We start from the raw sequence: 22059 nt of genomic DNA, 5'->3' as shown, positions 1-22059 counted from the left end.
CAGCCCGCCGAGCATCTCCGCAGCGAACGCCACCAGCCGCGGCCTGACCTGGTCCATCTCCTCCGGGGTCACGGATCAGAACACGACCACATCACGAGCCGGATCAGCGGTAGCGACACACGTAACAAAGTACTACTAGTATCCGGGCGAGTTGTCCTGGAGACGGTCGGGCACATAGGGGGCATGTGTCGCCGACGCTGACGGGGACCGTCGACGGCCCCGGTCTCTGCAGGGCACCCGCGATCGCCTTCGGAGGACCTGGATGTCGGTAGTGCGCACCGACCCCGACAGTGACGGAACCACCAGATCAGCCCCGGATGTCGCCTCACGGGCGATACGTAACCAGGTGTACGCCTGGCAGGCCCGTTATCGCCGGGGCATCCTCCTCATCGACCTCGTCTGCGCCGGGGTGTCGGCGGCCGTCGCCTTCGGGGTGCGGTTCGGCCTGCTCGGCTCGTTCTACGTGGCCTACGCCGTCGCCACCGTCGCGTTCCCGATGCTCTGGTTCGGCACCCTGACACTGCTGCGCGCCTACGAGGCGAGGTTCCTCCACGAGGGCACGGAGGAGTACCGCAAGGTGCTCCAGGCCGGCGCGGCCCTCATGGTCGCCGTGGCGGTGGCGTCGTACCTCGCCAACGCCGACGTCGCCCGTGGCTGGCTGATCCTCCTCGTGCCGATGACGACGCTCTCGACACTGGTGCTGCGCTACGCCTGGCGCCGCCGACTGCACCGGCGCCGCTGGATGCACGGTGAGTGCATGCGGCGCGCCGTGATCGTCGGGTACGAGCGCTCCACCGCCAACCTCTGCCGCACCCTGAGCCGCGACCGCTTCCACGGCCTCCAGGTCGTCGGCGCGTGCCTCCCGCCGCACCGGCTGGCCGTCCGCTCGTCGATGGTCATCGAGGACTGCGGCGTCCCCGTGCTCGGGTCGTTCGCAGACATCGACGACGCGGTCGCCGCGGTCGGCGCCGACGTCGTGGTCGTGCTCGGGTGCCCGGAGCTCGACGGTGTCGCGCTGCGACGGCTCAGCTGGCAGCTGGAGCGCAGCGACACCACCCTGCTCGTCGCGCCGGCGCTGCTCGAGGTGGCCGGACCCCGGGTCACCGTCCGGCCGGTCGCCGACCTGCCGCTCCTGCACGTCGAGCACATCGAGCTGAGCGGCTGGCGCCGGCTGCTTAAGGCGAGCTTCGACAAGGTCGGCTCCGGGCTCGGCCTGCTCCTGCTGTCGCCGTTCCTGCTGGCGCTCGCCCTCGCGATCAAGCTGTCCGACCGCGGACCGGTGCTCTTCCGGCAGTCCAGGGTGGGGCAGGGCGGTCGCGAGTTCGTGATGCTGAAGTTCCGCACGATGGTGCCGAAGGCCGAGGATCGGCTCACCGAGCTGTTGCCGGTCAGCGACGGTGACGGCGTCCTGTTCAAGATGCGCATGGACCCGCGGGTCACGCGGCTCGGCGGCTTCCTGCGCCGGTACTCCCTCGACGAGCTGCCGCAGCTCGTCAACGTCCTGCGCGGTGAGATGTCCCTCGTCGGTCCACGGCCGCCGCTGCGGCGCGAGGTCGAGCGCTATGAGAGCTACGTGCACCGCAGGTTCGTGGTGCGCCCGGGCATCACCGGGCTGTGGCAGGTCAGCGGACGGTCCGACCTCCCGTGGGAGGAAGCGGTGCGGCTCGACATTCGGTATGTGGAACGCTGGTCCCTGTTGCTGGACATGCTGATCGTCTGCCGCACCCTGGGTGCGGTGCTGAGGAAGTCGGGAGCGTACTAGTGAGCGGGGGAGGCGGACGCGTATGACGTCCCAGGAGCTCGATGACCACGCCGTGGCGAGGACCGCGGCCAGGCGCACCGGTGAGGCCCTGCTGCGGTTGCGCGCGGAGCGCGGTGACGGCGACCCCGGGGCATTGCGTGACGAGGGCGACCGGGTGGCGCAGGGCGTGCTCGCCGACTTCCTCGGCCAGGCGCGTCCCGCCGACATCGTGTTCTCCGAGGAGGCGCCCGACGACGAGCGCCGGCTGGGAGCCGACCGGGTGTGGATCATCGACCCGCTCGACGGCACCCGGGAGTACGGCGAGCTCGACCGGTCCGACTGGGCGGTGCACGTCGCGCTGTGGGAGACGGGCCGCCTCGTCGCCGGCGCCGTGGCCCTGCCCGCGCTGGGCATGGTGCTCACCGCCGACAACCCACCCGCGCTGTCCCACCTGCGCACTCCCTCTCGTATCCTGGTCAGTCGTACGCGCCCTCCAGCGGAGGCCGTACGCCTGGCGGAGGTGTTGCCCGGCGAGCTGGTGCCGATGGGCTCGGCGGGTGCCAAGGTCGCGGCGGTGGTGCGCGGCGAGGCCGAGGCGTACGTCCATGCCGGCGGGCAGTACCAGTGGGACTCCGCCGCGCCGATCGCGGTCGCTCGGGCCGCCGGCCTGCACACGTCTCGGCTCGACGGATCCCCGCTGACGTACGACACCGCAGAGCGTTCACTTCCCGACCTCGTGGTCTGCCGCCAGGAGATCGCGGGCCGTGTGATGAACGCGCTCAACGCGGCGCACGCCGTCTGAGGAGGAACCTGTCGCCCATGGCGATCACCACGTCCGACTATCGCCTGTCGCAGCTGGACGCGCTCGAGGCCGAAGGCATCCACGTCATCAGGGAGGCCGCGGCCGAATGTGAGCGGCCCGCCCTGCTCTTCTCCGGCGGCAAGGACTCCTGCGTACTCCTGCACCTGGCGGTCAAGGCCTTCTGGCCCGCACCGGTGCCGTTCCCCGTGATGCACGTCGACACCGGGCACAACTTCCCCGAGGTGATCGAGTTCCGCGACCGGCTCGTCGCCGAGCTCGGCGTCCGGCTCGAGGTCGCGTCGGTCGAGGACGCCCTCGCCGACGGCCGCGTCCACGAGCTGCCCGGGCAGGGCCGCAACCGGCTGCAGACCCAGGTGCTGCTCGACGCCACCGTCGAACACGGCTTCGACGCGCTGTTCGGCGGCGCGCGCAGGGACGAGGAGAAGGCCCGCGCCAAGGAGCGGATCTTCTCGTTCCGCGACGAGTTCGGCCAGTGGGACCCCAAGGGCCAGCGGCCCGAGCTGTGGAGCCTCTACAACGCCCGGGTGCATCCCGGCGAGCACATGCGGGTGTTCCCGCTGTCCAACTGGACCGAGCTCGACATCTGGGACTACGTCGCCAGGGAGCGGATCGCGCTGCCGTCCATCTACTTCTCCCACGTGCGCAAGGTGTTCGAGCGCGACGGCATGCTGCTGTCCGACTCCGACGTCATCACCAGGCGCGACGACGAGACCCCGTACGAGGCGACGGTCAGGTACCGCACCGTTGGTGACATGTCCTGCACCGGTGCGGTCGAGTCGACGGCGTCCACCGTCGAAGAGGTCATCGTCGAGGTGGCGACGAGCCGCATCACCGAGCGCGGCGCCACGCGCGCCGACGACAAGTTCAGCGAGGCCGCGATGGAAGACCGCAAGAAGGAGGGCTACTTCTGATGGACCTCCTGCGTTTCGCCACCGCCGGCTCCGTCGACGACGGCAAGAGCACGCTGATCGGCCGGCTGCTGTACGACTCGAAGGCGATCTTCGAGGACCAGCTCGACTCGGTCGAGCGCGCCAGCCGCGCCCGCGGCGACCAGTACACCGACCTCGCCCTGCTGACCGACGGCCTGCGCGCCGAGCGCGAGCAGGGCATCACGATCGACGTGGCGTACCGCTACTTCGCGACCCCGCGGCGGAAGTTCATCATCGCCGACACCCCGGGCCACGTGCAGTACACGCGCAACATGGTCACCGGGGCGTCCACCGCCAATCTAGGCATCGTGCTCGTCGACGCGCGGCACGGCCTCACCGAGCAGAGCAGGCGCCATGCGTTCCTGCTGGGGCTGCTGCGGGTGCCGCACCTGGTGCTCGCGGTCAACAAGATGGACCTCGTCGACTACCGCGAGGACGTCTACACGAGGATCCGCGAGGAGTTCGCCGTCTTCGCGCAGCGGCTGCGGGTGCCCGACCTCACGATCATCCCGATCTCGGCGCTCAAGGGCGACAACGTCGTCGAGCGGTCGAGCGAGATGACCTGGTACGACGGACCGACCCTGCTCGGCCACCTGGAGAACATCCACGTGGCGAGTGACCGCAACCTCATCGACGTGCGCTTCCCCGTGCAGTACGTCATCAGGCCCAAGGCGCAGGAGTACCACGACTACCGCGGCTACGCCGGCACCGTCGCCGGCGGCGTGATGAAGGTCGGCGACGAGGTGCTCGCGCTGCCGTCCGGGTTCACCAGCACCATCACCGCGATCGACACCTACGACGGACCGGTCGAGGAGGCGTTCCCCGACATGGCGGTGGTCGTGCGGCTCGCCGACGACATCGACATCTCGCGCGGCGACATGATCTGCCGGCCCCACAACTCACCGCGGGTCACGCAGGACCTCGACGCGATGGTGTGCTGGATGAGTGAGCGGGGCAGCCTGAAGCCGGGTCGACGCTACACGCTCAAGCACACCACGCACGCCGTGCGTGCGATGGTGAAGGACCTGCAGTACCAGCTCGACATCAACACGTTGCACCGCAACGAGGGCGCCGTCGAGCTGGGTCTCAACGAGATCGGCCGGATCTCGCTGCGCACGACCCAGCCCCTGTTCTGCGACGACTACGGACGCAACAGGGAGACCGGCGGGTTCATCCTCATCGACGAGGCGACGAACCAGACCGTCGCGGCAGGCATGCTGGAGATCGACAAGACCTAGGTGTACTCGGCCGGGGTCACCCCGGGATCGCCGCACCGTGAGGGGCACCCTCACCGGGTCCTGGTCCGGTCGGGGTGCCCCTCACGTGTCTGCGGCATCGGGGGCGGGGGGCGTCGCTACCGTTGCCAGCGGGCGGTGCCGGTCACGACGGTGCGCCAGGCGAGCTGTGACACGCGGTCGAGCAGCCGGAACTCTCCGCCGACGGTCGAGTCGAAGTAGCTGACGTACACGACGTCGTTGTCGTGCAGGTACCTGGCGGCGGCGAGCAGCCAGGCGGCGCGGCGGGTGCCGTTGTCACCTGGGGCGAGCTTGCTGCCGAACTCTCCGAAGGCCACGGGGAGGCCGACGGACCTGCCGGTGGCGATCGCCGTGCCGAGCATCGCCTTCGGGTCGGCGTAGTCGGCGCGTGTGATCGCCTTGTTGTAGCAGTCCCATGCGAGCACGTCGACGTACTGCCTGCCCGCGAAGTAGTCACGCCAGTCACGCTTGGAGCCCTTCTCGAGCGACCAGCACATCAGCGTGAGGGTCGCCTTCAGGTTGGGCTTGTCAGCCGCGTCGGCGAGCCTGCTGATCCGCTTCCACGCGGCCGTGAACTGCGCCGGGCTGTAGGCGCCCGCGTCGACGTCGTTCTCGGGCTCGTGGAAGTAGGTCCAGTAGATCGGCCGGTCGGTCGGCGCGGACGCGAACCACTCCTTCAGCCGCGCGTCGTGCCTGCCCGACAGGACCTGAGCGGGACTCGCCTTGAACGAGACGGCCGGCGTGAGCGAGCCGATGTCGTGCCGGATGCGCGACCACGGTGCGGGCAGGCCGGGATAGAACTTGCGCACCACGCCGAGCCGGCCGTACTGGCGCACGGACCTGTCGACGGCCTGGCGGTACGTCTCGCCGCGGCCGGCACGGACGGCGGCACCGAACTTCGTCGGCCCCGCCTCCGTGCGGTCGGCGGCGCCGGTCCCGCCCGTCTCCTTCGCCGCGGGCTCTGCCTCCTTCTTCGCCTCCTTCGTCGGGTCGTGCTGCTGCTTCTTCGCCGGTGGCCGCACCGGGACGAGGTGCTCGGCGCCCGGCACGTCGTCGGCACGTTCGGGGGCCGATGCGGTCGACGAGGCGTGCGAGCCCTGGCGGGACCACAGCGCGGCGTCGGCCGTCGTGGACGCGCTCAGACCGGCGAGGGTCACGACCGAGGCGAGGGCGACGAGCCCGGTCGTGGCGTTGCGGGCAGGGGATCGGCGAGATCGCGGCCTCGCGTGTCGCCTGCCTCCATGACTGTGCGGCATTGGGGCATCCTCCGTTGGGGGCGAGAGGTCACCCGAACATCCGTTCCCCCCGGACGTTGTCCCCGTGTGGGGTTCGGACGTCCGGACAAGTTCGGGACAGTAGCCGAGGACGCGTCACTCGGCTATACGACAAGTGATGATATACCTCTGATAACGGACTTTACCGGCGTGATCATTTTGAGATCTTTGCCGACGGTGACGCCCCGTGTCCGATTCGCCGAGCGAGCACCTCTACCGGGTTGCGTCGTCGACGAACGCGGCCCGGACCCGGGCGCGGAACTCTTCGTCGTCGAGCACATCGGCCCCCAGCCGGGCGAGTGCGCTCGCGGCGGCCCGCATACCGTCGAAGGCCAGAGGTTCCAGCCCGGCGTCGCGCAGCAGGGTCGAATGGCTGGGCGTGCCTCTCGGTGCCACCCGGACGAACGGGTGGAGGGTAGGCACCCTGTGGCTCACGTTCCCGGCGTCCGTGCTCGCGGTCGCCTCGTTCGCGGCGACGGGCTCGACGGTCTCACCGGCATCGCCCAGGTAGCGCGCGCACTGTGCGGCGAGCACGGGGTTGCTGACCAGGTGCGCGTACTCCGGCGTCGGCCGGTCGACCGCGACACGCGTCTGCGTCATCGTCGCCGCCGCCTGGCACGACTCCTCGAACCACCGCCCGATCTCGCGTGCCCGGGTGGTTGTCGCGGCACGCGCCTGGAACGCCACGACAGCGCGTTCGGGAATGACGTTGAGCGCCTGACCCCCGTCCTCGATGATGCCGTGCAGTCGGGCGTCTGCCCCGAAGTGGACGCGCATCGTGTCGGCGGCATGGAGCAGGAGGGTCGCCGCGGACAGCGCGCTCCTGCCGGCCTCGGGGTTCTTGGCGGCGTGGGCCGGGGTTCCGGTGAAGGTCGCGCGGTAGACGAGCGAGGCGAGCATGGGACGGTCGACCATCGTCCGGTCGGCGCCGTGGAACATCAGCGCGGCGTCGACTCCATCGAAGGCGCCCGCGTCGAGGAGCAGCTGCTTGCCGCCGCCGCCCTCCTCGGCGGGAGTGCCGACGACGAGGATCCGTCCGGGCCGGTCGCCACGAGACGCGGCGAGCGCGACCGCGGCCAGCGTCACGCCGCCGGCTATGAGGTGGTGCGCGCAGGCGTGACCGAGGCCGCCGGGGAGGGCGTCGTACTCGACCATGTAGGCCACGGTGCCGCCACCGGATCCACTCACGGCGGTGAACGCGGTCGGCAGACCGGCGGTGCCCGTGGTGACCGTGAACCCGCTGTCCCCGAGCCACCTGGTGAGAGCGTCGGCGGCGAAGTGCTCGGCGAAGCCGAGCTCGGGCCGGGAGTGGATGACGCCGGCCAGTTCGCGCGCGCGCTCGAAGTCGGCGTCGACGCCGGTGGCGATCGGGTCGCTCACGGTTCGATCACCGAAACCCTTCTGGCGTCGACCACGATGCTGACGGGCGCGCCGACGCCGGCCAGCGGCGAGTCGAGCGGCTCGCTGCTGCGCAGTTCGACGCTCCCCTCGGCTGTCCGCACGGTGTACAGCACGCTGACCTGCTCGAACTCGACCGCGGTGACCTCGCCGTCGAAGACGTTGTCATGGTCGTCCCGCTCGGTGTCTTCACCTGTCCCGCGGGGCAGCAGCGTCACCGCCCGGGTGGGCACGAGGACGACCTTCCCCGTGACCGCCGCGGACGCGGCGGTGCCGGGCAGGGCGAGGGCGAGCCCGGACGATGTCGTCACGGTCGCCGTGGTGGGGTCCACGCTCTCGATCGGGAGCGTCGTCCCGACCGACAGGAACTGCGCCGTATACGAGTGCTTCGGGCTGGTGAACATCTCGACCGGGCCACCGGTCTCGACGACGTACCCGTCGCGCATCACTGCGATCTCGTCCCCCAGTGCGAGCGCCTCGGAGTGGTCGTGCGTGACGTAGACGCCGGTGAAGCCGAGATCCAGCTGGATCTGTCGCAGCTGCGTCCGCAGTTCGACCCGGATCTTCTGGTCGAGGCTGGAGAGCGGCTCGTCGAAGAGCAGCAACTTCGGGCGGGTGACGATGGCACGCGCAAGCGCAACGCGTTGTTGCTGGCCGCCACTGAGCTGGGCGGGCTTGCGGTCGCCGAAGCCGCTCATATGCACCAGGTCGAGCGCCTCGGCGACGCGCGCGACTTGTTCCCGTTTCGGCAGCCCCGCCATCTTCAGTCCGAACGCGACGTTCTCCGCGACCGTGAGGAACGGGAACAGGGCCCAGGTCTGGAAGACCATCCCTACACCGCGCTTGTGGGTAGGTATGCCGTTCATCGTCGCTCCGTCCAGCGTGAGCGCACCGGAGTCGGGACGCTCCAGTCCGGCGATGGAGCGCAGCAACGTGGTCTTGCCCGAGCCGCTGGGACCGAGCAGCACGAGCATCTTGCCGCGCGGCAGCGACAGGCTCACGTCGGAGACGCCGCCGCCCTGGTCGAAGCGCTTGGTGACACCCTCGATCGAGAGAAAGGACTCGGTGGGCGGGGCGGCGATCATCGCAGTGCTCCGTTCTCGAGGAATCTGAGTGCGCCGACCCGGTTGGCCACGAAGAAGATCACGACGCCGAGCGCCACGAGCGCCGACGACATCGCGGCGACCATCGGATCGGAACGGAAGTCGAGGTAGCTGTACATCTGGATCGGCAGCGGCGACTCTCCGGGCGCGGCCAGGAAGAGCGAGATGTTCACGTTGTCGAACGAGAACACGAAGCACAGCAACCCGGCACCGATGAGCCCGGGTGCGAGCGTGGGGACCGTCACTCGGAGGAACGTGGCGAGAGGGCCGGCGCCGAGGGTCGCGGCCGCCTCCTGCAGGGAGCGATCCTGCTGGGCGAGGGCGGATACGACGACTTGGAACGCGATCGGGAGGCAGATCAGCACATGGCCGAAGACGATTGCCGGAGCGCCGAGGCCCACCGGGATGACGTTGCCGAAGTAGATGAACAGGCCCAGCCCGAGTAGTACCTCGGGCACGATGCGCGCCGTCGTGGCGAGCGCGGCGGTGAGGACCCGGCCGCCGCTCGACCGGAGTCGGCGCACCGCGAACGCCGCCGACGTGCCGAGCGCGAGTGAGACCAGCGTGGATATCAACGCGATCTGCAGGCTGAGCAGGAGCGCGTTGACGAAGGCCAGGTTGGTGAAGGCTGCGGCGTACCAGGTGAGGGAGAACCCCTCGGGCGGGAAGAGCGAGTACTGACTCGGGTTGACGGACACGGCGATGATGACGACGAGCGGCAGCACCATGACCACGGCGACGATCCAGTTGTAGAGGGAGGTCCGGCGCACGGTCATCGTTCCCTTCCCGTACCGAGCCGCAGGATGGGCACGACGATGATCGTCAGGACCAGACCCACGACGGCGGCCATCGCGATCGACTGTCCCTGTGACACGTCGTTGTAGATGAGCAGGGGAACGGTCGTGACGTTGCCGCCGCCCAGCATCCGGGGAATGAGGTACGCACCGGTCGAGGTGGTGAACGTGAGGACGAAGCCCGCGATGATGCCCGGCCGTGCCGCGGGCAGGACGACGTGGCGGAAGACGCGGAGGCGGCTCGCGCCCAGCGTGGCCGCCGCCTCCTCGACCGCGAGCGGCAGGCGTCCGAGCGAGGAGTACACGGCGATCACCATGAAGGGGAAGAGGAAGAGCACCTGCCCGAGCAGGACCGCTTCGAAGCTGTAGGTGAACGGCAACTGTGGCACGCCGATCTTCTCGAGCTGCGTGTTGATCGAGTTGACCAGGATCTGCAAGCCGAACACGCGGACCACCTGGTTGACGAGCAGCGGCGCGATGAGAGCGAACAGGAAGAACGCCCGACCGCGGGGCCTGCGCAGTAACCCGTAGGCGTACGGCACCCCGAAGACGGCGACGATCAATGACGCGAGCAGCGACAGGACGAGCGTGGTGAGCAGGACCTGCCAGTAGAACCTCGTGGTGAAGAAGCGCTCGTAGTGTTCGAGAGTGAAACTGCCGATGCCGCCGGTGACCGTCTCCGCGAACGACGTGCGGACGAGCAGCACGAGCGGAACGACGAACACCGCCAGGGTGTAACAGAAGAGCGGGAGCACCAGGAGCTTTCCACGGGCGTCCGGCCTGACGCGCGTGGTTCGGGCCGGCGGCGGGATCGTCGGGGTCATGTCGGACTCCTCACGTCCGTGGTCGCTCGCCTCAGCCGAAGATCTGCTGCCAGCGCGCGGCCCACTTGTCGAGGCTGGCCCCCATCTCGAGGAAGTCGTCGTTCCAGACCGCCTTGGCGACGGCGTCGTTCTCGACCAGCAGGCCCTTCATGCTCGCGGGGATCTTCGTCTCCTGGTTGCCGGGGCCTACGGCGGTGAGCTCGACCCAGCGTGCCTGCGTCTTCGGATCGAGCATCCAGTTGATGAGCGCGTAGGCGCCCTCGACGTTGTCCGACTGCGTCGGGATCGAGATCACCTGCGGGCTCCACGGCCCGCCCTCGGCCGGAACGACGACCTCGACGCCGCGGTCGGCCAGCGGCAGGCCGAAGTTCGCGAACGTCGTGGCCACCTTGAGGCTGCCGTTGGCGAGCTTGTTCACGGTGTCCGAGCTGATCGTGTACTGGTACTGCACGTTGGGCGCGAGCTTCTCGAGGGCGGCCCATGCGGCGTCGAGGTCGTCCGGTCCCGAGCCCCACGTGCGTGCGGCCATCCGGACCGTCGACGCCGAGCCGAGCGCGGGCATCGCCTGGATGGCGATCGACTTGGCGAGGCGCTCGTCCCAGAGATCCTTCCAGGTCTTGATGTCCCAGCCCACGAGGTCACGTCGGTAGAGGATGCCGGTGGCACCCCAGCTCACCGGGACACCGGAGAGCCCCTGTTCGATCCGCAGCGCCTTCACGATGTTCGGGTAGAGGTCGGCGTACCGCTCGACCTTCTTGGTGTCGATGGCCTGCACGTCTCCGGACCTCAGGCCAGCGGTCGACTTGTCGGCCGTCAGCCAGGCGACCTGGTAGAGGTCGGGATTCTGCTGGATCTTCACCAGGCCGTTGTTGTTGTCGATCGAGTTGACCATGGTGAACCCGGTCGCCTCGGTGAAGTCGGCCGCCATCTGGGTCAGGGCCTGATCCCAGACGCCGCCCCACTCGGTCGCCGTCAGCTTGGTCGTGGCCTTGCCGTCGCCCTTGCCACCTCCGATGGTGCAGCCGGGGAGCAGGGCCAGGCCGGCCGCACCGAACGCGCCGGCGAACAGAGCGCGGCGGGACACCGGGACGTGAAGGACCCTCGTTTCGTCCATCGGGAACTCCTCTCGTGATTGCGTTGATCGTTCGCAGCTCTATACCGTGGGGGTGTGCCGGTTTCTCTAGCGAAGGATCCCGACGACGGAGCACGACAGTCGGGCAAGCGCGAGGCGGCATACGTCTCCATCGAACGCCATCTCTGGCAGTTGCTGGCCGACGGCGGCGGCGTCGAAGCACCCCTCCCAGGTGAGATCGAGCTGGCCCAGCGTTTCGGCGTGAGCGTCATGACCGTGCGCCAGGCGTACACGCAACTCGTCAACGCGGGAGCCGTCTACCGCGTGCGCTCGAAGGGCACCTTCGCCACGCCGCGACTGACCGACGAGCTCGACCACATGACCGGGCACGGCTACCCCGACGCGTGGCGCACACAGAGCCCCGACGTGTCCGGCGAGGTCCTCGACTTCGGGCTGCGCGTCCCGCCTGCCCACATCGCCGTCCGGTTCGGCCTGGCCGAGGACAGCGGTCTGACCTACCTCGAGCGCCGCCGAAGGGTCCGCGGCGTCCCCGTCGCCTGGGACACACGCTGGCTCCTTCCCCAGGTGGCGGACGAGTCGACAGCGGCCGACTTCGCGCGCACGTCGGTGTTCGGTGTGATGGAGGAGATCGGTCTGCGCGTGGTGACGATGCGCTCGGACATCGGTGCGGCGATCTGCACCAAGGAGTACGCGCGCACGCTGGAGTGCGGGGTCGGGGAACCCCTGCTCACCCGCGAGCTCTGGTGTGCCAACCCCGCGGGGTCGACCGTCATCACCGGCACGTCGCTCTACCCGTCGAGCCGGTTCAGCTTCCGGAGCACAACGCCGCTGACCGAGCTCCACTTCGAGGATCCCCCGCACACGCGGCCGTGAGCACGCTGGGGTCGTCCAGGAGCGGGGCGCGGCGCGCGGGCGGGCAGCGACGGCGGGGGGCTGCCGGGTCATCGGTTCTCCTCTGCCGCCAGCACTCTGCCGAGGTCGTCGATGAAGGTGATGCCGAAGAGCTCCATCTCGCGGAGCCCAGGGGCCCTGCCTCCGCCGTCGATGACGAGGTACTCGTCGACGGCTCCGCCGCGCTTCCCGGTCCCGACGCCCGCACCCATGATCACCGGAACGTCGAATCGGCGGGCGAGTGCCGCCCACGGCCCGCCGCCGCCGGTGCGCGGCCAGAGGTCCATGGATGCGCCGAACTGTTCGGAGGCGTCGACGAACGCCGACACGAGCGGGGAGTCGGGCGAGCTGGTCCACCCGTCGAACGCCCCGCGTACGTCCATCTCGATGTCCCGGTACCCGTGCGCGTCGAGGTGCTCGCGCAGGGCCCCGATGACCTCGTCGGTCGACTGGTCCGTGACCAGCCGCAGGTCGAGCAGTGCCGAGGCGGCCGACGGGATGGTGTACGTGCGCGTGCCCGGCCCGGTGTAGCCGGCGTAGAGCCCCTGGATGTTCAGGCTCGACGCGTAGAGGTAGCGGTCGAGGACGTCCTTCCCCAGCACGTCTCCGGCGAAACGCTCCACACCGCCGCCGGCGAGTCCGGGCATCACCTCCTGCCACGGTGCGCCGCGGTAGCGCTCGACGAGCGCGTCGACCAGCGGCTTCTCCGTGGGGCGGAGGACGTCACCGGTGTAGCCCGGACGCCAGCCCTCCACGGCGATCTCACCGTCGGGCGTCACGAGTGTCGAGAGAGCGTGAACGAGCCGCTCGGTCGGGCTGTCGACGATCGTCCGGTTCGCGCTGTGCACGGCCGCCGTCGACGGACCACGGCCCCACGACGCTCCGCTGGCGGTGAGCTCGATGGTGAAGAAAGCCTTGTAGCCGAGGAAGAGCTGCATCTCGCCGGTGAGCTTCTGCGAGGCGCGGAGATAGACACATCCGAAGGGGTCGGTGATGCGGTCGGCGTAGCGCGCGGCCACGTCGAGGTAACCCGGGCTGCCGATGATCTCGCTGCCCTCGAAGAGGAAGGCGATGTTGAACGGGAGCTGGCCGCGCGCCTCGCGGTAGGTGGTGATCGCGGCCAGCCAGGCGACGGTCGGTCCCTTCGGTACGAGCCCGCCGCGCCCGTACATCACCGCAGGGAAGCCGTCGGCCGGAGCGACGGTGCCGCTGAACGGATCGCCGCCGGTCCAGGACTTGGGATCGCCCGTCGGTCGGGTGTCGTACATGCCGTAGTTGACGAGGGTGCGGTCGGCGCCCGCGTCGAGGTACGCCCAGACGACGGGATGTGCGGGGGTGTCGACGACCTCGACCTCGTCGCAGCCCAGCTCGCGCAGGGCGTCGGCGAGCTGGTGCCCGGACTCGCGCACGCCCAGCCCGTCGATGCTGACGCTCGGCTGCCGGACCATGTCAGCGATCCGGGCGACGTCGGCAGTCAGCCTCGCGTCTACGGCCGACCCGAACTCAGTCTCGATCGACACGCGCGTGGCGAGGTCGGGGACACGGTCGGTCATCGGGCGCGCTCCGATCGGAGTCCGGCGCGATGGCGCCGGATGGCGTTGTTCATGGACGGTCGGTTGGGGTGAGCGACGACGTCGCGAATCAGCTCGTAGTGCCGCGCGTGGAACTCGATGCCGATGCCGTCGATGGCCGGGATCCCCAGCCGGCTCGTCCCGTCGATCGCGCCGGCGAGGTTCGCGGCATCGACCGTGCGCCGGTAGGTCGCCGTGTCGGGTAGGGCCTCGGGGACACCGGCGAGCTGGCCGAGCATCGCCGCCAGGCCGTAGGCGCCCCAGTCGGAGACCGAACAGGCGATCGTGACGTCCGCCGTCGTCGCGGCCGCCACCCCACCACCGCAGCCACAGCCGCACGCTGCCCCCGACTCGGTGCCTGCGGCCACCGTCGCCGCGAGGTAGCCCGTACCGAGCTCGTTGCCGAAGTCGCCGATCGCGACCGTGGGGACGCCGTCGTCACGCAGCCGTGTCCACAGGTCGTCGATCGGCGCAATGACGCCCTCGACCCGCATGCCGCCGGCGAAGTGGTAGTACCCGCGGTCGTTGGCGGCGGGTCGCTCGACCGCCACCGCCACCATGACGGGCGACTGAGCCGTGAGTAGCGATTCCACGTCGGCCGCGGCATCACCGATGCCGAACGGCACGAGGTAACTGTCCGCGGCGGCGGGCGTGGTGGAGGCGTCGTCGATGACGGCGACGGAGAGGCCGACCGCCACGAGGGCAGCCCGCACGGCCGGGAAGCACTCGGGCTCGCAGACGACGACCGGTACGGCGCCCGTGGCCCGGGCGATGCCATGCGCGAGCACCGCTGTGCCGATGACTCCGTCGGTCTCCGGCACGCCCGTCGGAGGTATCCGGAAACCGGTGAACAGCGCGACCGTACTTCGCTGCTCCGCGGCAGTGCAGTGAAGGGCGCTCCGCACGGCACGGGCGCCGGCAAGCATCAGCGGCATCCCGGCCAGTTCGCGCGCAGCGGCGTAGAGCTCTGGAACGTACATGTCGCCACGCATGTCGAGACTGATGAGCCGGTCGATGTTCTCAGCGACGCCGTCGTCGACGACGGCGCGAAGCGGATCGGGGCTGGGTACTGTCACAGAGGCGCTCCCGGGTTTGACTATCTCTAGTTATAGCGGCTGCCTCGGTTTCGCAAAGCCCTCGGAGTGAAGTCGTGCATCCGCGGCCACCCACCGCGGTCGAGGCCGACCCGGGTCCCTGGACCACCGTTACCGGTCGCGGCACGCCTGGCAGGCGGGTCTGGGCAGCCAGGTCGTGGTGATCACCCCGACCGGTGACCCCACTCGGGGCGCCGGACCGGCGGCGATGGATGACTGGCCCGTCGCGATGCTGTCGTGCCGACTCAGATGCTGCGGCCTCGCGCCTGCAGGCGGCTCACCAGGGCGTCGGCCTTCACCGCGCCCGCCGCGACCGCGAGCGCCAGGTAGGCGCGGGCCTCGAGCGGGTTGCGACCGACCGTGCGGCGGGCCCAGCGCAGGGCCGTACGGCGCCGGCCGAGTGCGGCGTGGGCGAAGGCGATCTGGCCGGTGATGCGGGCCTCGCCGGCGCGGACGGACGCGAACTCGGGGTACTCGCGGAGCAGCCACTCCAGCGCGGCCGCCATGGTGTCCCACCGGCGGACGAAGTGCGAGGCGCGGTGCCATCGGACCAGCAGGTGGACGTCGCGGACGTTGGCGATCGGTCCCGCGCGGGCCGCGCGGAGCAGCAGGTCGTAGTCCTCGCCGAAGCCGCCAGGCACCTCCTCGTTGACCAGGCCCAGGTCGAGCAGCCGCCGGCGCCGGAAGACGAACGAGGACGAGTGGAGCTCGGCGAGCCGGGAGCGGAGGAGGTCGTCGAGCGCGATCGTGTCGGACGGCAGCCGGCGGTCGGTCGTGCTGTCGCCGTACTCGATCCTGATGCCGCAGCTCGCGAGGACGGCCTCGGGGACCTCGGCGAGGCGCTGCACCTGGGCGGTCAGCTTGCCCGGCAGCCACGCGTCGTCGTCGTCGCAGAACGCCACGAGCGCGGTGTCGGCGAGCACGACGCCGGTGTTGCGCGCACCCGCGAGACCCGGCTTGCGGGTGTTGACCACGACCGTCACCGGCCGGTCGCCGGCGCGGCTGAGCGACCAATCCGGTTCGGTGCCGTCGTACACGACGACGCAGCTCAGCCGGCCGGCGTAGTCCTGGTCGGCGACGGACGCGATGGCGCGGCGCAGCAGCTCGGGCCGGTCCACGGTCGGGATGATCGCGGTGACCGCGGGAAGGCTGCTCGTCATCGATACCCCCGCACCGCTTCCTCGCTCATCGGTACCCGTACCTGAACCGCAACGGCAGGGTCAGCGCGGAGACCAGGCGTGCCGAACGCGGCGCGAGCTGGCCGTGCCACGCGTCGTCCGCCGCGATCTCGACGTCGCCCTGGACGAACCGCATCGGGTTGCCGGACACCGAGTGGGACGGCTGCAGGTGCGCGACGCCGCCCGACATGAGCGAGTCGGCCGGCCGGGCCGTGCCGAGGAAGTCGGCGGCGGCGCGCACCGTCGCCAGGGGGTCGCGGACGAAGTCCTCGTAGCGCACCCGCTGCAGTGGCGTGCCCCGGCGCCCCAGCAGCTCGAAGCACGCGTTCTCGACGCACCACAGCGCGGCGGTGCGCGCCGGCGGGTAGACGGGCATGTAGTCGTCCCGTCCGACGACCTCGGGTCGTCGGACCGTGCGCAGCCAGGAGTTGGCCACGGCACGGCTGTCGCGTACGCAGTGCAGGACCCGCAGGTCGAGGCGGCGGGACCAGCGCAGGCAGAACGCGAGCGAGCTGTGCTTGCTCGCGTCGATCACCACCGGGCAGCCGGAGACGTCGCTAATGGCGGCGTAGAGGCGCTCGTACGTGTGCAGGTGCTCGGTGAGCAGGTGGTGGGTCTCGCGCGGGACACGGTGGGCGAGCCGGGGCACGTGACGCGTGCGCTCGACCGCGCCGGCGACGTGGCGGACGCGGTCGAGGTCGAGGGTGTGCCAGCCGCCGAAGGCGCGTTCGCCGACCGCGCTCCAGAACTCGCAGTCGTGGAACGCCTTGCCGCAGCCGCACCGCTCGTCGGCGGCGACTCCGCGCTCCCACAGGTGGACGTCCTCGCCGACGCTGCACACGCCGGGCAGGGCGCCGAGAAGGCGGGCGAGCAGCGTGGTGCCGCTGCGGCCCAGCCCGCCCAGGTAGCCGACCCGTACGGCGGTCATCCGGGCTCCGTGACCGGATGCCTGCGCGTGTTGAAGTGCGGGTCGGCGAGCCAGTCGTTGAACGCCGTCCGGCCCGTCTCCGACGGTTGCAGCGCGAGCAGCGCGTTGGGTCGCGCCTCGCTGTTGCCGTTGAAGTAGAGCACCGCCTTGATCCGTGGCTGCTCCTTGACGTACTCGCGTGCGGCCTTCAGCCAGGCGGGGCGCTTGCCGTCACGGTCGGAGAGACCGAACTCGGCGATCATGATCGGCTTGCCTGGGTGCTCGGCGGCGAAGTCCATGTAGGCACGCATCACCTCGGAGAAGGGCCGGAGTCGGGGACCGGTGTACGCATCGACGCCGAGCCAGTCGACCTGGTTGTCACCGGGGTAGAAATCGGCCGCGTCCCCCTCGGTGAAGCCCTTGGCGGTCGGCGCCCATACCCAGCCGACGTTCGTCGCGCCCTCCTCCGCGAAGATCGCGCGGATGTGCTTCCACGCGGCGATGTAGTCCTTCGCCGAGCGCACCTGGCTGCGCAGGTTGGGGCGGTCCATCTCGAAGCGGTACGCGATCATGAGCTGGTCGTCGACGGCCTTCACGTCGCGTGCCCGCTGCCTGATCAGCTGGTCGTAGCGCCCAGCGGCGATGCCGGGGGAGTCCGAGCCTGCCCAGCCGATGAGCAGCTCCTGGCCGCGCTCGAGGAAGTGCTCGTCTGCCGCACTCGGGAACGGGTCGTCCCACGGATGGTAGGTGTGCACCACGTCGAGGGTGCGTCCGGTGACGCTCTCGAACTCCTGGAACGCCTGCACGCGTCCCTCCTGTGTCACCTTGCGCGGTTGCACCGCCGCGCCGATCCACGCGCCCTTCGTCGGGGGTCGGGGACCGCCCGCGACCCGGTCGGTCGGCTCGCTCGATCGCGTGCTCTCCGGGGAGGGTGACGTGCCGTTCTCCTCGCCCGGTGGCGTGCAGCCCGCTGTGACCCCGCAGGCGAGGGCGGCGACGAGTGCGACCGCGAGCAACCGACGGTGACGTGGCATTGACTCCTCGACCTCGTTTGGTGTGCTCGACTGACGAAGCCTTTCACTCAACGCGCATCCTGTCGGCTGATCGCTTCGTAACGTGGACGTCCGGTACTCCTGTGCGACCGACCGAGGAGGTGTGGTGACGGAGAGCAGTCCAGGTGCCGTACGCGTCGCCTTCGTCGGCGGCCACGGGCGCAGCGGCTCGACGTTGCTGTCCCGGATCCTCGGCGCGACCAGGGGCTTCTGCGCGGTCGGCGAGCTCTGTTACCTGTGGGACCAGGGCGTGGTCAACGACCGGATGTGCGGCTGTGGCCGGTCGTTCCACACATGTCCGTTCTGGACCGAGGTCGGTGAGCGCGCCTTCGGCGGCTGGGACGAATCGGTCGCACGCGAGGCCTGGGCTTTGCGCAAGTCGGTGGAGCGCGTCAGGTTCGTCCCGCTGATGGCCGCGCCGTCGGTCTCGCCGCGCTACCAGGCGCGGCTGCGCAGGTACGCGGAGCTGATGTCGCGGGTGTACGCGGCGGTGCGCGACGTGAGCGACGCCGATGTCGTCGTCGACACCTCCAAGTACCCGTCATCGGCGTACCTGCTGCGCCGGGTGCCGGACGTCGACCTGCGCCTGGTTCATCTCGTCCGGTCCAGCCACGGGGTGTGCTACTCCTGGTCGAAACGGGTCGAGCGACCGGACCGCGGCGGAAAGCCGATGGCGCAGTACCCGCCGGTGCGCACGGCCGTGGAGTGGGACGTCTACAACGGCCTGCTCGGCGTCCTCGGCACGCTCGGCGTCCCGTCCGTGCTGTTGCGGTACGAGGACCTCGTCGCCTCGCCACGGGCGTCCGTCGCCAGGGTGGCGACGTTCCTGCGGCACCGTCCCACGGTCGACGACCTGGCGTTCCTCGGCGACGACGCCGTCGAGCTGCCGACCGACCACAGCGTCGCGGGCAACCCGATGCGCTTCACCGTCGGTACGGTGCCGCTGCGCCTCGACGAGGCGTGGCGCGAGCAGATGCCCCGGTCGACACGCGCACTCGTCACGGCGCTGACCGTGCCTGGTCTTCTCGGCTACCGGTACCTGCCCGACCGCCCGGCGTCGCGCCGGTGACGGCGTGCGACCCGCGGACACGGTGCGTCCGTGATACCGGCACGTCACCTACGTGATGTCTCCAGTACCCGTAACGTTTCGTCGACTGCCCCTTCTGCACCTGTCTGGAGAAGCCTGCGTGGACACTGCCCGTGACGTGGCTGTGCGTGACGTGGTCGGCGTGCGCGAGCTGATCTCGACAGCGCTGCCCCTGGAGCCCTCGGCTCCGCCCGCTCCGCCACTGTCCCCGTACCCGTGCGTCGACGTCCTCGGTGTCCGGGTGAGCGCGATCGACCTCGACCGGCTGCTCGCCGACATCGGCGACGCGCTCGACGGGCGTCGGCGGCTACGGGTCACGTTCGCGAACCCGAACTACCTCGTCGCGGCACACGACGACGCGGGCCTGCGGGAGCGGATCAACGCCTTCGACCACGTGCTCTCCGACGGCCACGGGGTGATGCTCGCGGCGCGCATGCTGGGCAGGCGGATCCCGCGGCGGCTGGCCAACGACGACATCGTGGAGCCGCTCTTCGCGGAGCTCGCCCGGCGCGAGGCACGGGTGTTCCTCCTCGGCTCGGCACCCGGCGTCGCTGCCGCGGCGGCCGACCGGGTGACGGCGAGCTTCCCCGGCCTGCGCATCGCGGGTCACACGTACGGCTACCGCACCCCTGGCGAGGGCCTCGACCGGCAGTACACGCCGGCCGCGTTCGAGCGGATGCGCGCCGAGATCGCCCGGGCGAAGCCCGACTTCCTCGTCGTGAGCATCCCGACGCCGTACCAGCAGCGCTTCGTCGTCGACTACCTGGACGGGCTCGACGTCCCCGTCGTCATGACCGGCGGCGCATGGATCGACCACCTGGCCGAGCGGCTGCAGTACTACCCGTCCTGGGTGGTGCGGCTGGGGCTGTGCTGGGCGTACCGCTGGGTGCAGGAGCCGCGGCGCCTCACCAACCGCTACACCGTGGAGCTGGCGGACTTCGGTCGCCGCGTGCTCCGCCAGCGCCGCGCGCGCCGCGCAGCCGACCAGGGACACTGAGGCTCGTGCGGCGGGCGCTCCCCGTTGATCACGTCAACGTGATCAGCAGGGACTTCACCTCGTGCCGGGACGAGGTGAAGTCCACGGTCACGAGGTGAAGCGTCGCCTGCGAAGGCTCCGCCAGAGCCGGCGATGCGCGAGCCAGGCGCCCGCCAGGGCGCCGGTGACCTGGCAGGCGACGTCGGCGACGGCCGTGTGCCGCCCGTCGAAGCCGAACTTGCCGAGCGCCAGCAGCGCGGCGAATCCCGCAGCGAGCGCCGTCACGGGCAGGATCGCGAACGGGGGCCGCCGCAGCCGGGCGACGAGGAACCCCACCGGGACGAACGACAGCAGGTGCAGCGCGAGGATCGCCCACTCCAGCCGCGAGATCGGCGGGAACGGCGCGACGTGGTCGGGCAGGTAGAACGACTCGGCCGGCACGTCGAGCGCGCCCGGTCGCACGTAGTCGACCGTCCGGTTCGGCGTCCGCACCTCGGCCCTGGCGATCTCGCCCTGCCAGCCGTGGCCGCCGTGCACCTCGTCGCCGAGCGCGAGTCGCCCGCCGTCCCAGCTGCGCTGGTAGCCCGCCGGCAGCGGCTCACGCACCCGGGTCGTCCCGTCGACGGCCACGACGATCGCGGCGCGCTCCAGCACCACCCGGACGGCGGTCCACCTGCCGGGACCGAAGGCACCGTCCACGACGAACGGCGGGTCGCCGTTCTCCGTCGCGCCCGGCCGGCCGACCGACACGACGAGGTTCCTGCCGTCCTGGTCGATGCCGATGTCGGTGTGCCAGAAGTCCCGCGCCACCATGAGGATCGAGACGGGCGCGTACCGCTGCGGGAAGGCCGGGCGCACCCGCAGGTCGATCCGGACCGGTGCGCCGTCCCGCGCGTCTGCCACCCACGCCGGGGTGCCGGGCGTCCGCGCGACGTTGTCCTCGCCGAACCGCAGGGTGCCGGCCGCGGTGCGCCGGACGTCGTTGTCGACCGCGCGCGGCGGGCTCCAGTCGAACGGGTAGTACGCCGCCGCTGCGAGCAGGGCGAGAAGGGCGGCGAGCAGGCACGCGGAGACGCGGTCGAACCGACGCGGCGGAGGTCCACCGAGTCCGTCCGCGTCCGTCACCGCCTCACGCTAACCCTGCGGAACTCCGCAGGGGGCCGGATGTGGAGTTCGTCAGCAAACAGGGAGGATGGCCGCATGGCCCGACCACGCGACGTGTTTGTAGCGTTCATCCGGTGATCGCCACTCCACTCAACGCGGAACCGTCCGGTGGGATCGTCGGCTGGGTCGTCTCCCTCATGGAGACCCTCGGCGCTCCCGGCGCCGCCCTCGCCGTCGCCCTCGAGAACCTCTTCCCGCCAATCCCCAGTGAGATCATCCTGCCGCTCGCCGGCTTCACCGCGAGCCGCGGCGACATGAGCCTCGTGGCGGCCATCGTCTGGACCACGGTCGGGTCGCTCGTCGGCGCCGTGATCCTCTACTACGTCGGCGCCCTGGTCGGACGCCGCCGCGTCATCGCCATCGCCGCGCGGCTGCCGCTGGTGAAGGTGTCGGACATCGAGCGCACCGAGGCGTGGTTCACCCGGCACGGAGTCAAGACCGTCTTCTTCGGCCGGATGATCCCGATCTTCCGCAGCCTCATCTCCATCCCGGCGGGCGTGGAACGGATGTCCCTGCCGATCTTCCTCGCCTTCACGGCGATGGGCAGCCTGATCTGGAACACTCTGCTGATCCTCGCCGGCTACTTCCTCGGCGAGAACTGGCACATTGTCGAGACGTACGTCGGCGTCTTCCAGAAGATCGTCATCGCGGTCGTGGTCCTCGCCGTCGCCTGGTTCGTCGTGTCCCGCGTCCGCCGCCTGCGCAAGGCCCGCCGCGAGACGGCCGAGGACGCCCAGTCGACCGAGGGCACCCAGGCGACGGAGGGCACCGAGGAGCACAACGGCAGCACTCGCCCGAGCTGACGCCGCTGGTCACCGCGTACCCCTCGCGATTCGGGGGTTCCCGTCGCCTGCAGCAGGTGGGAACCCCCGATTCACGTTGGGATCACGGAAACGACACACTC

20 protein-coding genes are annotated in these 22059 nt (G+C 70.4%); 8 read left to right on the top strand and 12 right to left on the bottom strand.

Annotation, left to right across the window (positions count from 1 at the left end; translation table 11 throughout):
* The first annotated feature begins 262 nt into the window (after positions 1–262).
* Genes GEV10_14315 through cysN form a run of 4 tightly spaced genes read left to right on the top strand, consistent with a single transcriptional unit; the run spans position 263 to position 4731 of the window.
* Entirely contained in the window at positions 263–1762 is a 1500-nt protein-coding gene (locus tag GEV10_14315) for an exopolysaccharide biosynthesis polyprenyl glycosylphosphotransferase (GenBank protein ID MQA79630.1), read from the top strand.
* Between the two features lie 22 nt (positions 1763–1784).
* Positions 1785–2543, top strand: coding sequence for a 3'(2'),5'-bisphosphate nucleotidase CysQ (locus GEV10_14310; GenBank protein MQA79629.1), 759 nt, complete (start codon positions 1785–1787; stop codon positions 2541–2543).
* 23 nt (positions 2544–2566) lie between these two features.
* Complete coding sequence (gene cysD / locus GEV10_14305; protein MQA79628.1) at positions 2567–3475, top strand: sulfate adenylyltransferase subunit CysD; 909 nt, start codon at positions 2567–2569, stop codon at positions 3473–3475.
* The gene (cysN, locus tag GEV10_14300) at positions 3475–4731 is read left to right on the top strand and encodes a sulfate adenylyltransferase subunit CysN (protein ID MQA79627.1); all 1257 of its coding nucleotides are present in this window, start codon (positions 3475–3477) and stop codon (positions 4729–4731) included. The genes cysD and cysN overlap by 1 nt, the downstream gene beginning before the upstream one ends.
* Positions 4732–4847: 116 nt before the next feature.
* Here cysN and GEV10_14295 read toward each other — a convergent pair whose 3' ends face one another.
* The 6 genes from GEV10_14295 to GEV10_14270 form a co-directional block, all read right to left on the bottom strand.
* Positions 4848–6005, bottom strand: a complete 1158-nt coding sequence (locus GEV10_14295) for a hypothetical protein (GenBank protein MQA79626.1) — start codon at positions 6003–6005, stop codon at positions 4848–4850.
* A 231-nt stretch (positions 6006–6236) separates the two neighbouring features.
* Positions 6237–7403 carry an amidohydrolase gene (locus tag GEV10_14290; GenBank protein ID MQA79625.1) on the bottom strand — a complete coding sequence of 389 codons (1167 nt, stop codon included), beginning with the start codon at positions 7401–7403 and terminating at the stop codon, positions 6237–6239.
* The gene (locus tag GEV10_14285; GenBank protein MQA79624.1) at positions 7400–8506 is read right to left on the bottom strand and encodes an ATP-binding cassette domain-containing protein; all 1107 of its coding nucleotides are present in this window, start codon (positions 8504–8506) and stop codon (positions 7400–7402) included. Before GEV10_14285 ends, GEV10_14290 begins: the two co-directional genes overlap by 4 nt.
* Positions 8503–9300 (bottom strand): ABC transporter permease subunit, encoded by a 798-nt coding sequence (locus tag GEV10_14280; protein ID MQA79623.1) that lies wholly within the window; start codon positions 9298–9300, stop codon positions 8503–8505. The genes GEV10_14285 and GEV10_14280 overlap by 4 nt, the downstream gene beginning before the upstream one ends.
* Complete coding sequence (locus tag GEV10_14275) at positions 9297–10142, bottom strand: ABC transporter permease subunit (GenBank protein ID MQA79622.1); 846 nt, start codon at positions 10140–10142, stop codon at positions 9297–9299. The genes GEV10_14280 and GEV10_14275 overlap by 4 nt, the downstream gene beginning before the upstream one ends.
* Positions 10143–10173: 31 nt before the next feature.
* Positions 10174–11256 (bottom strand): extracellular solute-binding protein, encoded by a 1083-nt coding sequence (locus GEV10_14270; GenBank protein ID MQA79621.1) that lies wholly within the window; start codon positions 11254–11256, stop codon positions 10174–10176.
* Between the two features lie 54 nt (positions 11257–11310).
* On the opposite strand from GEV10_14270, the gene GEV10_14265 reads away from it, so the two are divergent.
* A complete protein-coding gene (locus tag GEV10_14265) occupies positions 11311–12108 on the top strand; it encodes a UTRA domain-containing protein (GenBank protein ID MQA79620.1) in 798 nt (265 codons plus the stop codon).
* Positions 12109–12176: 68 nt separating this feature from the next.
* Here GEV10_14265 and GEV10_14260 read toward each other — a convergent pair whose 3' ends face one another.
* From GEV10_14260 to GEV10_14240, 5 genes are all read right to left on the bottom strand, one after another.
* Positions 12177–13679, bottom strand: a complete 1503-nt coding sequence (locus GEV10_14260) for a M20/M25/M40 family metallo-hydrolase (GenBank protein ID MQA79619.1) — start codon at positions 13677–13679, stop codon at positions 12177–12179.
* Positions 13676–14773, bottom strand: coding sequence for a DUF4392 domain-containing protein (locus tag GEV10_14255; protein MQA79618.1), 1098 nt, complete (start codon positions 14771–14773; stop codon positions 13676–13678). Before GEV10_14255 ends, GEV10_14260 begins: the two co-directional genes overlap by 4 nt.
* A gap of 263 nt (positions 14774–15036) precedes the next feature.
* A complete protein-coding gene (locus GEV10_14250) occupies positions 15037–15951 on the bottom strand; it encodes a glycosyltransferase (protein MQA79617.1) in 915 nt (304 codons plus the stop codon).
* A gap of 25 nt (positions 15952–15976) precedes the next feature.
* Complete coding sequence (locus GEV10_14245) at positions 15977–16897, bottom strand: sulfotransferase (GenBank protein MQA79616.1); 921 nt, start codon at positions 16895–16897, stop codon at positions 15977–15979.
* Positions 16894–17910, bottom strand: coding sequence for a hypothetical protein (locus GEV10_14240; GenBank protein MQA79615.1), 1017 nt, complete (start codon positions 17908–17910; stop codon positions 16894–16896). The genes GEV10_14245 and GEV10_14240 overlap by 4 nt, the downstream gene beginning before the upstream one ends.
* Before the next feature lie 82 nt (positions 17911–17992).
* Between GEV10_14240 and GEV10_14235 the strand changes: the two genes are divergently transcribed.
* Entirely contained in the window at positions 17993–18997 is a 1005-nt protein-coding gene (locus GEV10_14235; GenBank protein ID MQA79614.1) for a sulfotransferase, read from the top strand.
* Positions 18998–19052: 55 nt separating this feature from the next.
* Positions 19053–20012: a WecB/TagA/CpsF family glycosyltransferase gene (locus GEV10_14230; protein ID MQA79613.1), complete on the top strand. Its 960-nt coding sequence runs from the start codon at positions 19053–19055 to the stop codon at positions 20010–20012.
* Between the two features lie 87 nt (positions 20013–20099).
* On the opposite strand, the gene GEV10_14225 is transcribed toward GEV10_14230, so the two are convergent.
* The gene (locus GEV10_14225) at positions 20100–21116 is read right to left on the bottom strand and encodes a hypothetical protein (protein MQA79612.1); all 1017 of its coding nucleotides are present in this window, start codon (positions 21114–21116) and stop codon (positions 20100–20102) included.
* Between the two features lie 176 nt (positions 21117–21292).
* On the opposite strand from GEV10_14225, the gene GEV10_14220 reads away from it, so the two are divergent.
* Entirely contained in the window at positions 21293–21958 is a 666-nt protein-coding gene (locus GEV10_14220) for a DedA family protein (protein ID MQA79611.1), read from the top strand.
* Positions 21959–22059: the final 101 nt, after the last annotated feature.

The organism is Streptosporangiales bacterium, from assembly GCA_009379955.1.
Taxonomy (GTDB): Bacteria; Actinomycetota; Actinomycetes; order Streptosporangiales; family WHST01; genus WHST01.
Note: the sequence above shows the minus strand (reverse complement) of the source record. Positions and strands in the feature narration are given on the sequence as shown.

Bases quoted from the DNA above. Each gene is read 5' to 3' on its own strand.
- GEV10_14315 (MQA79630.1), top strand. From the start codon at position 263: ATGTCGGTAGTGCGCACCGACCCCGACAGTGACGGAACCACCAGATCA.
- GEV10_14310 (MQA79629.1), top strand. From the start codon at position 1,785: ATGACGTCCCAGGAGCTCGATGACCACGCCGTGGCGAGGACCGCGGCC.
- cysN (MQA79627.1), top strand. From the start codon at position 3,475: ATGGACCTCCTGCGTTTCGCCACCGCCGGCTCCGTCGACGACGGCAAG.
- GEV10_14295 (MQA79626.1), bottom strand. From the start codon at position 6,005: ATGCCGCACAGTCATGGAGGCAGGCGACACGCGAGGCCGCGATCTCGC.
- GEV10_14285 (MQA79624.1), bottom strand. From the start codon at position 8,506: ATGATCGCCGCCCCGCCCACCGAGTCCTTTCTCTCGATCGAGGGTGTC.
- GEV10_14280 (MQA79623.1), bottom strand. From the start codon at position 9,300: ATGACCGTGCGCCGGACCTCCCTCTACAACTGGATCGTCGCCGTGGTC.
- GEV10_14275 (MQA79622.1), bottom strand. From the start codon at position 10,142: ATGACCCCGACGATCCCGCCGCCGGCCCGAACCACGCGCGTCAGGCCG.
- GEV10_14270 (MQA79621.1), bottom strand. From the start codon at position 11,256: ATGGACGAAACGAGGGTCCTTCACGTCCCGGTGTCCCGCCGCGCTCTG.
- GEV10_14260 (MQA79619.1), bottom strand. From the start codon at position 13,679: ATGACCGACCGTGTCCCCGACCTCGCCACGCGCGTGTCGATCGAGACT.
- GEV10_14250 (MQA79617.1), bottom strand. From the start codon at position 15,951: ATGACGAGCAGCCTTCCCGCGGTCACCGCGATCATCCCGACCGTGGAC.
- GEV10_14245 (MQA79616.1), bottom strand. From the start codon at position 16,897: ATGACCGCCGTACGGGTCGGCTACCTGGGCGGGCTGGGCCGCAGCGGC.
- GEV10_14240 (MQA79615.1), bottom strand. From the start codon at position 17,910: ATGCCACGTCACCGTCGGTTGCTCGCGGTCGCACTCGTCGCCGCCCTC.
- GEV10_14230 (MQA79613.1), top strand. From the start codon at position 19,053: ATGTCTCCAGTACCCGTAACGTTTCGTCGACTGCCCCTTCTGCACCTG.
- GEV10_14220 (MQA79611.1), top strand. From the start codon at position 21,293: ATGGAGACCCTCGGCGCTCCCGGCGCCGCCCTCGCCGTCGCCCTCGAG.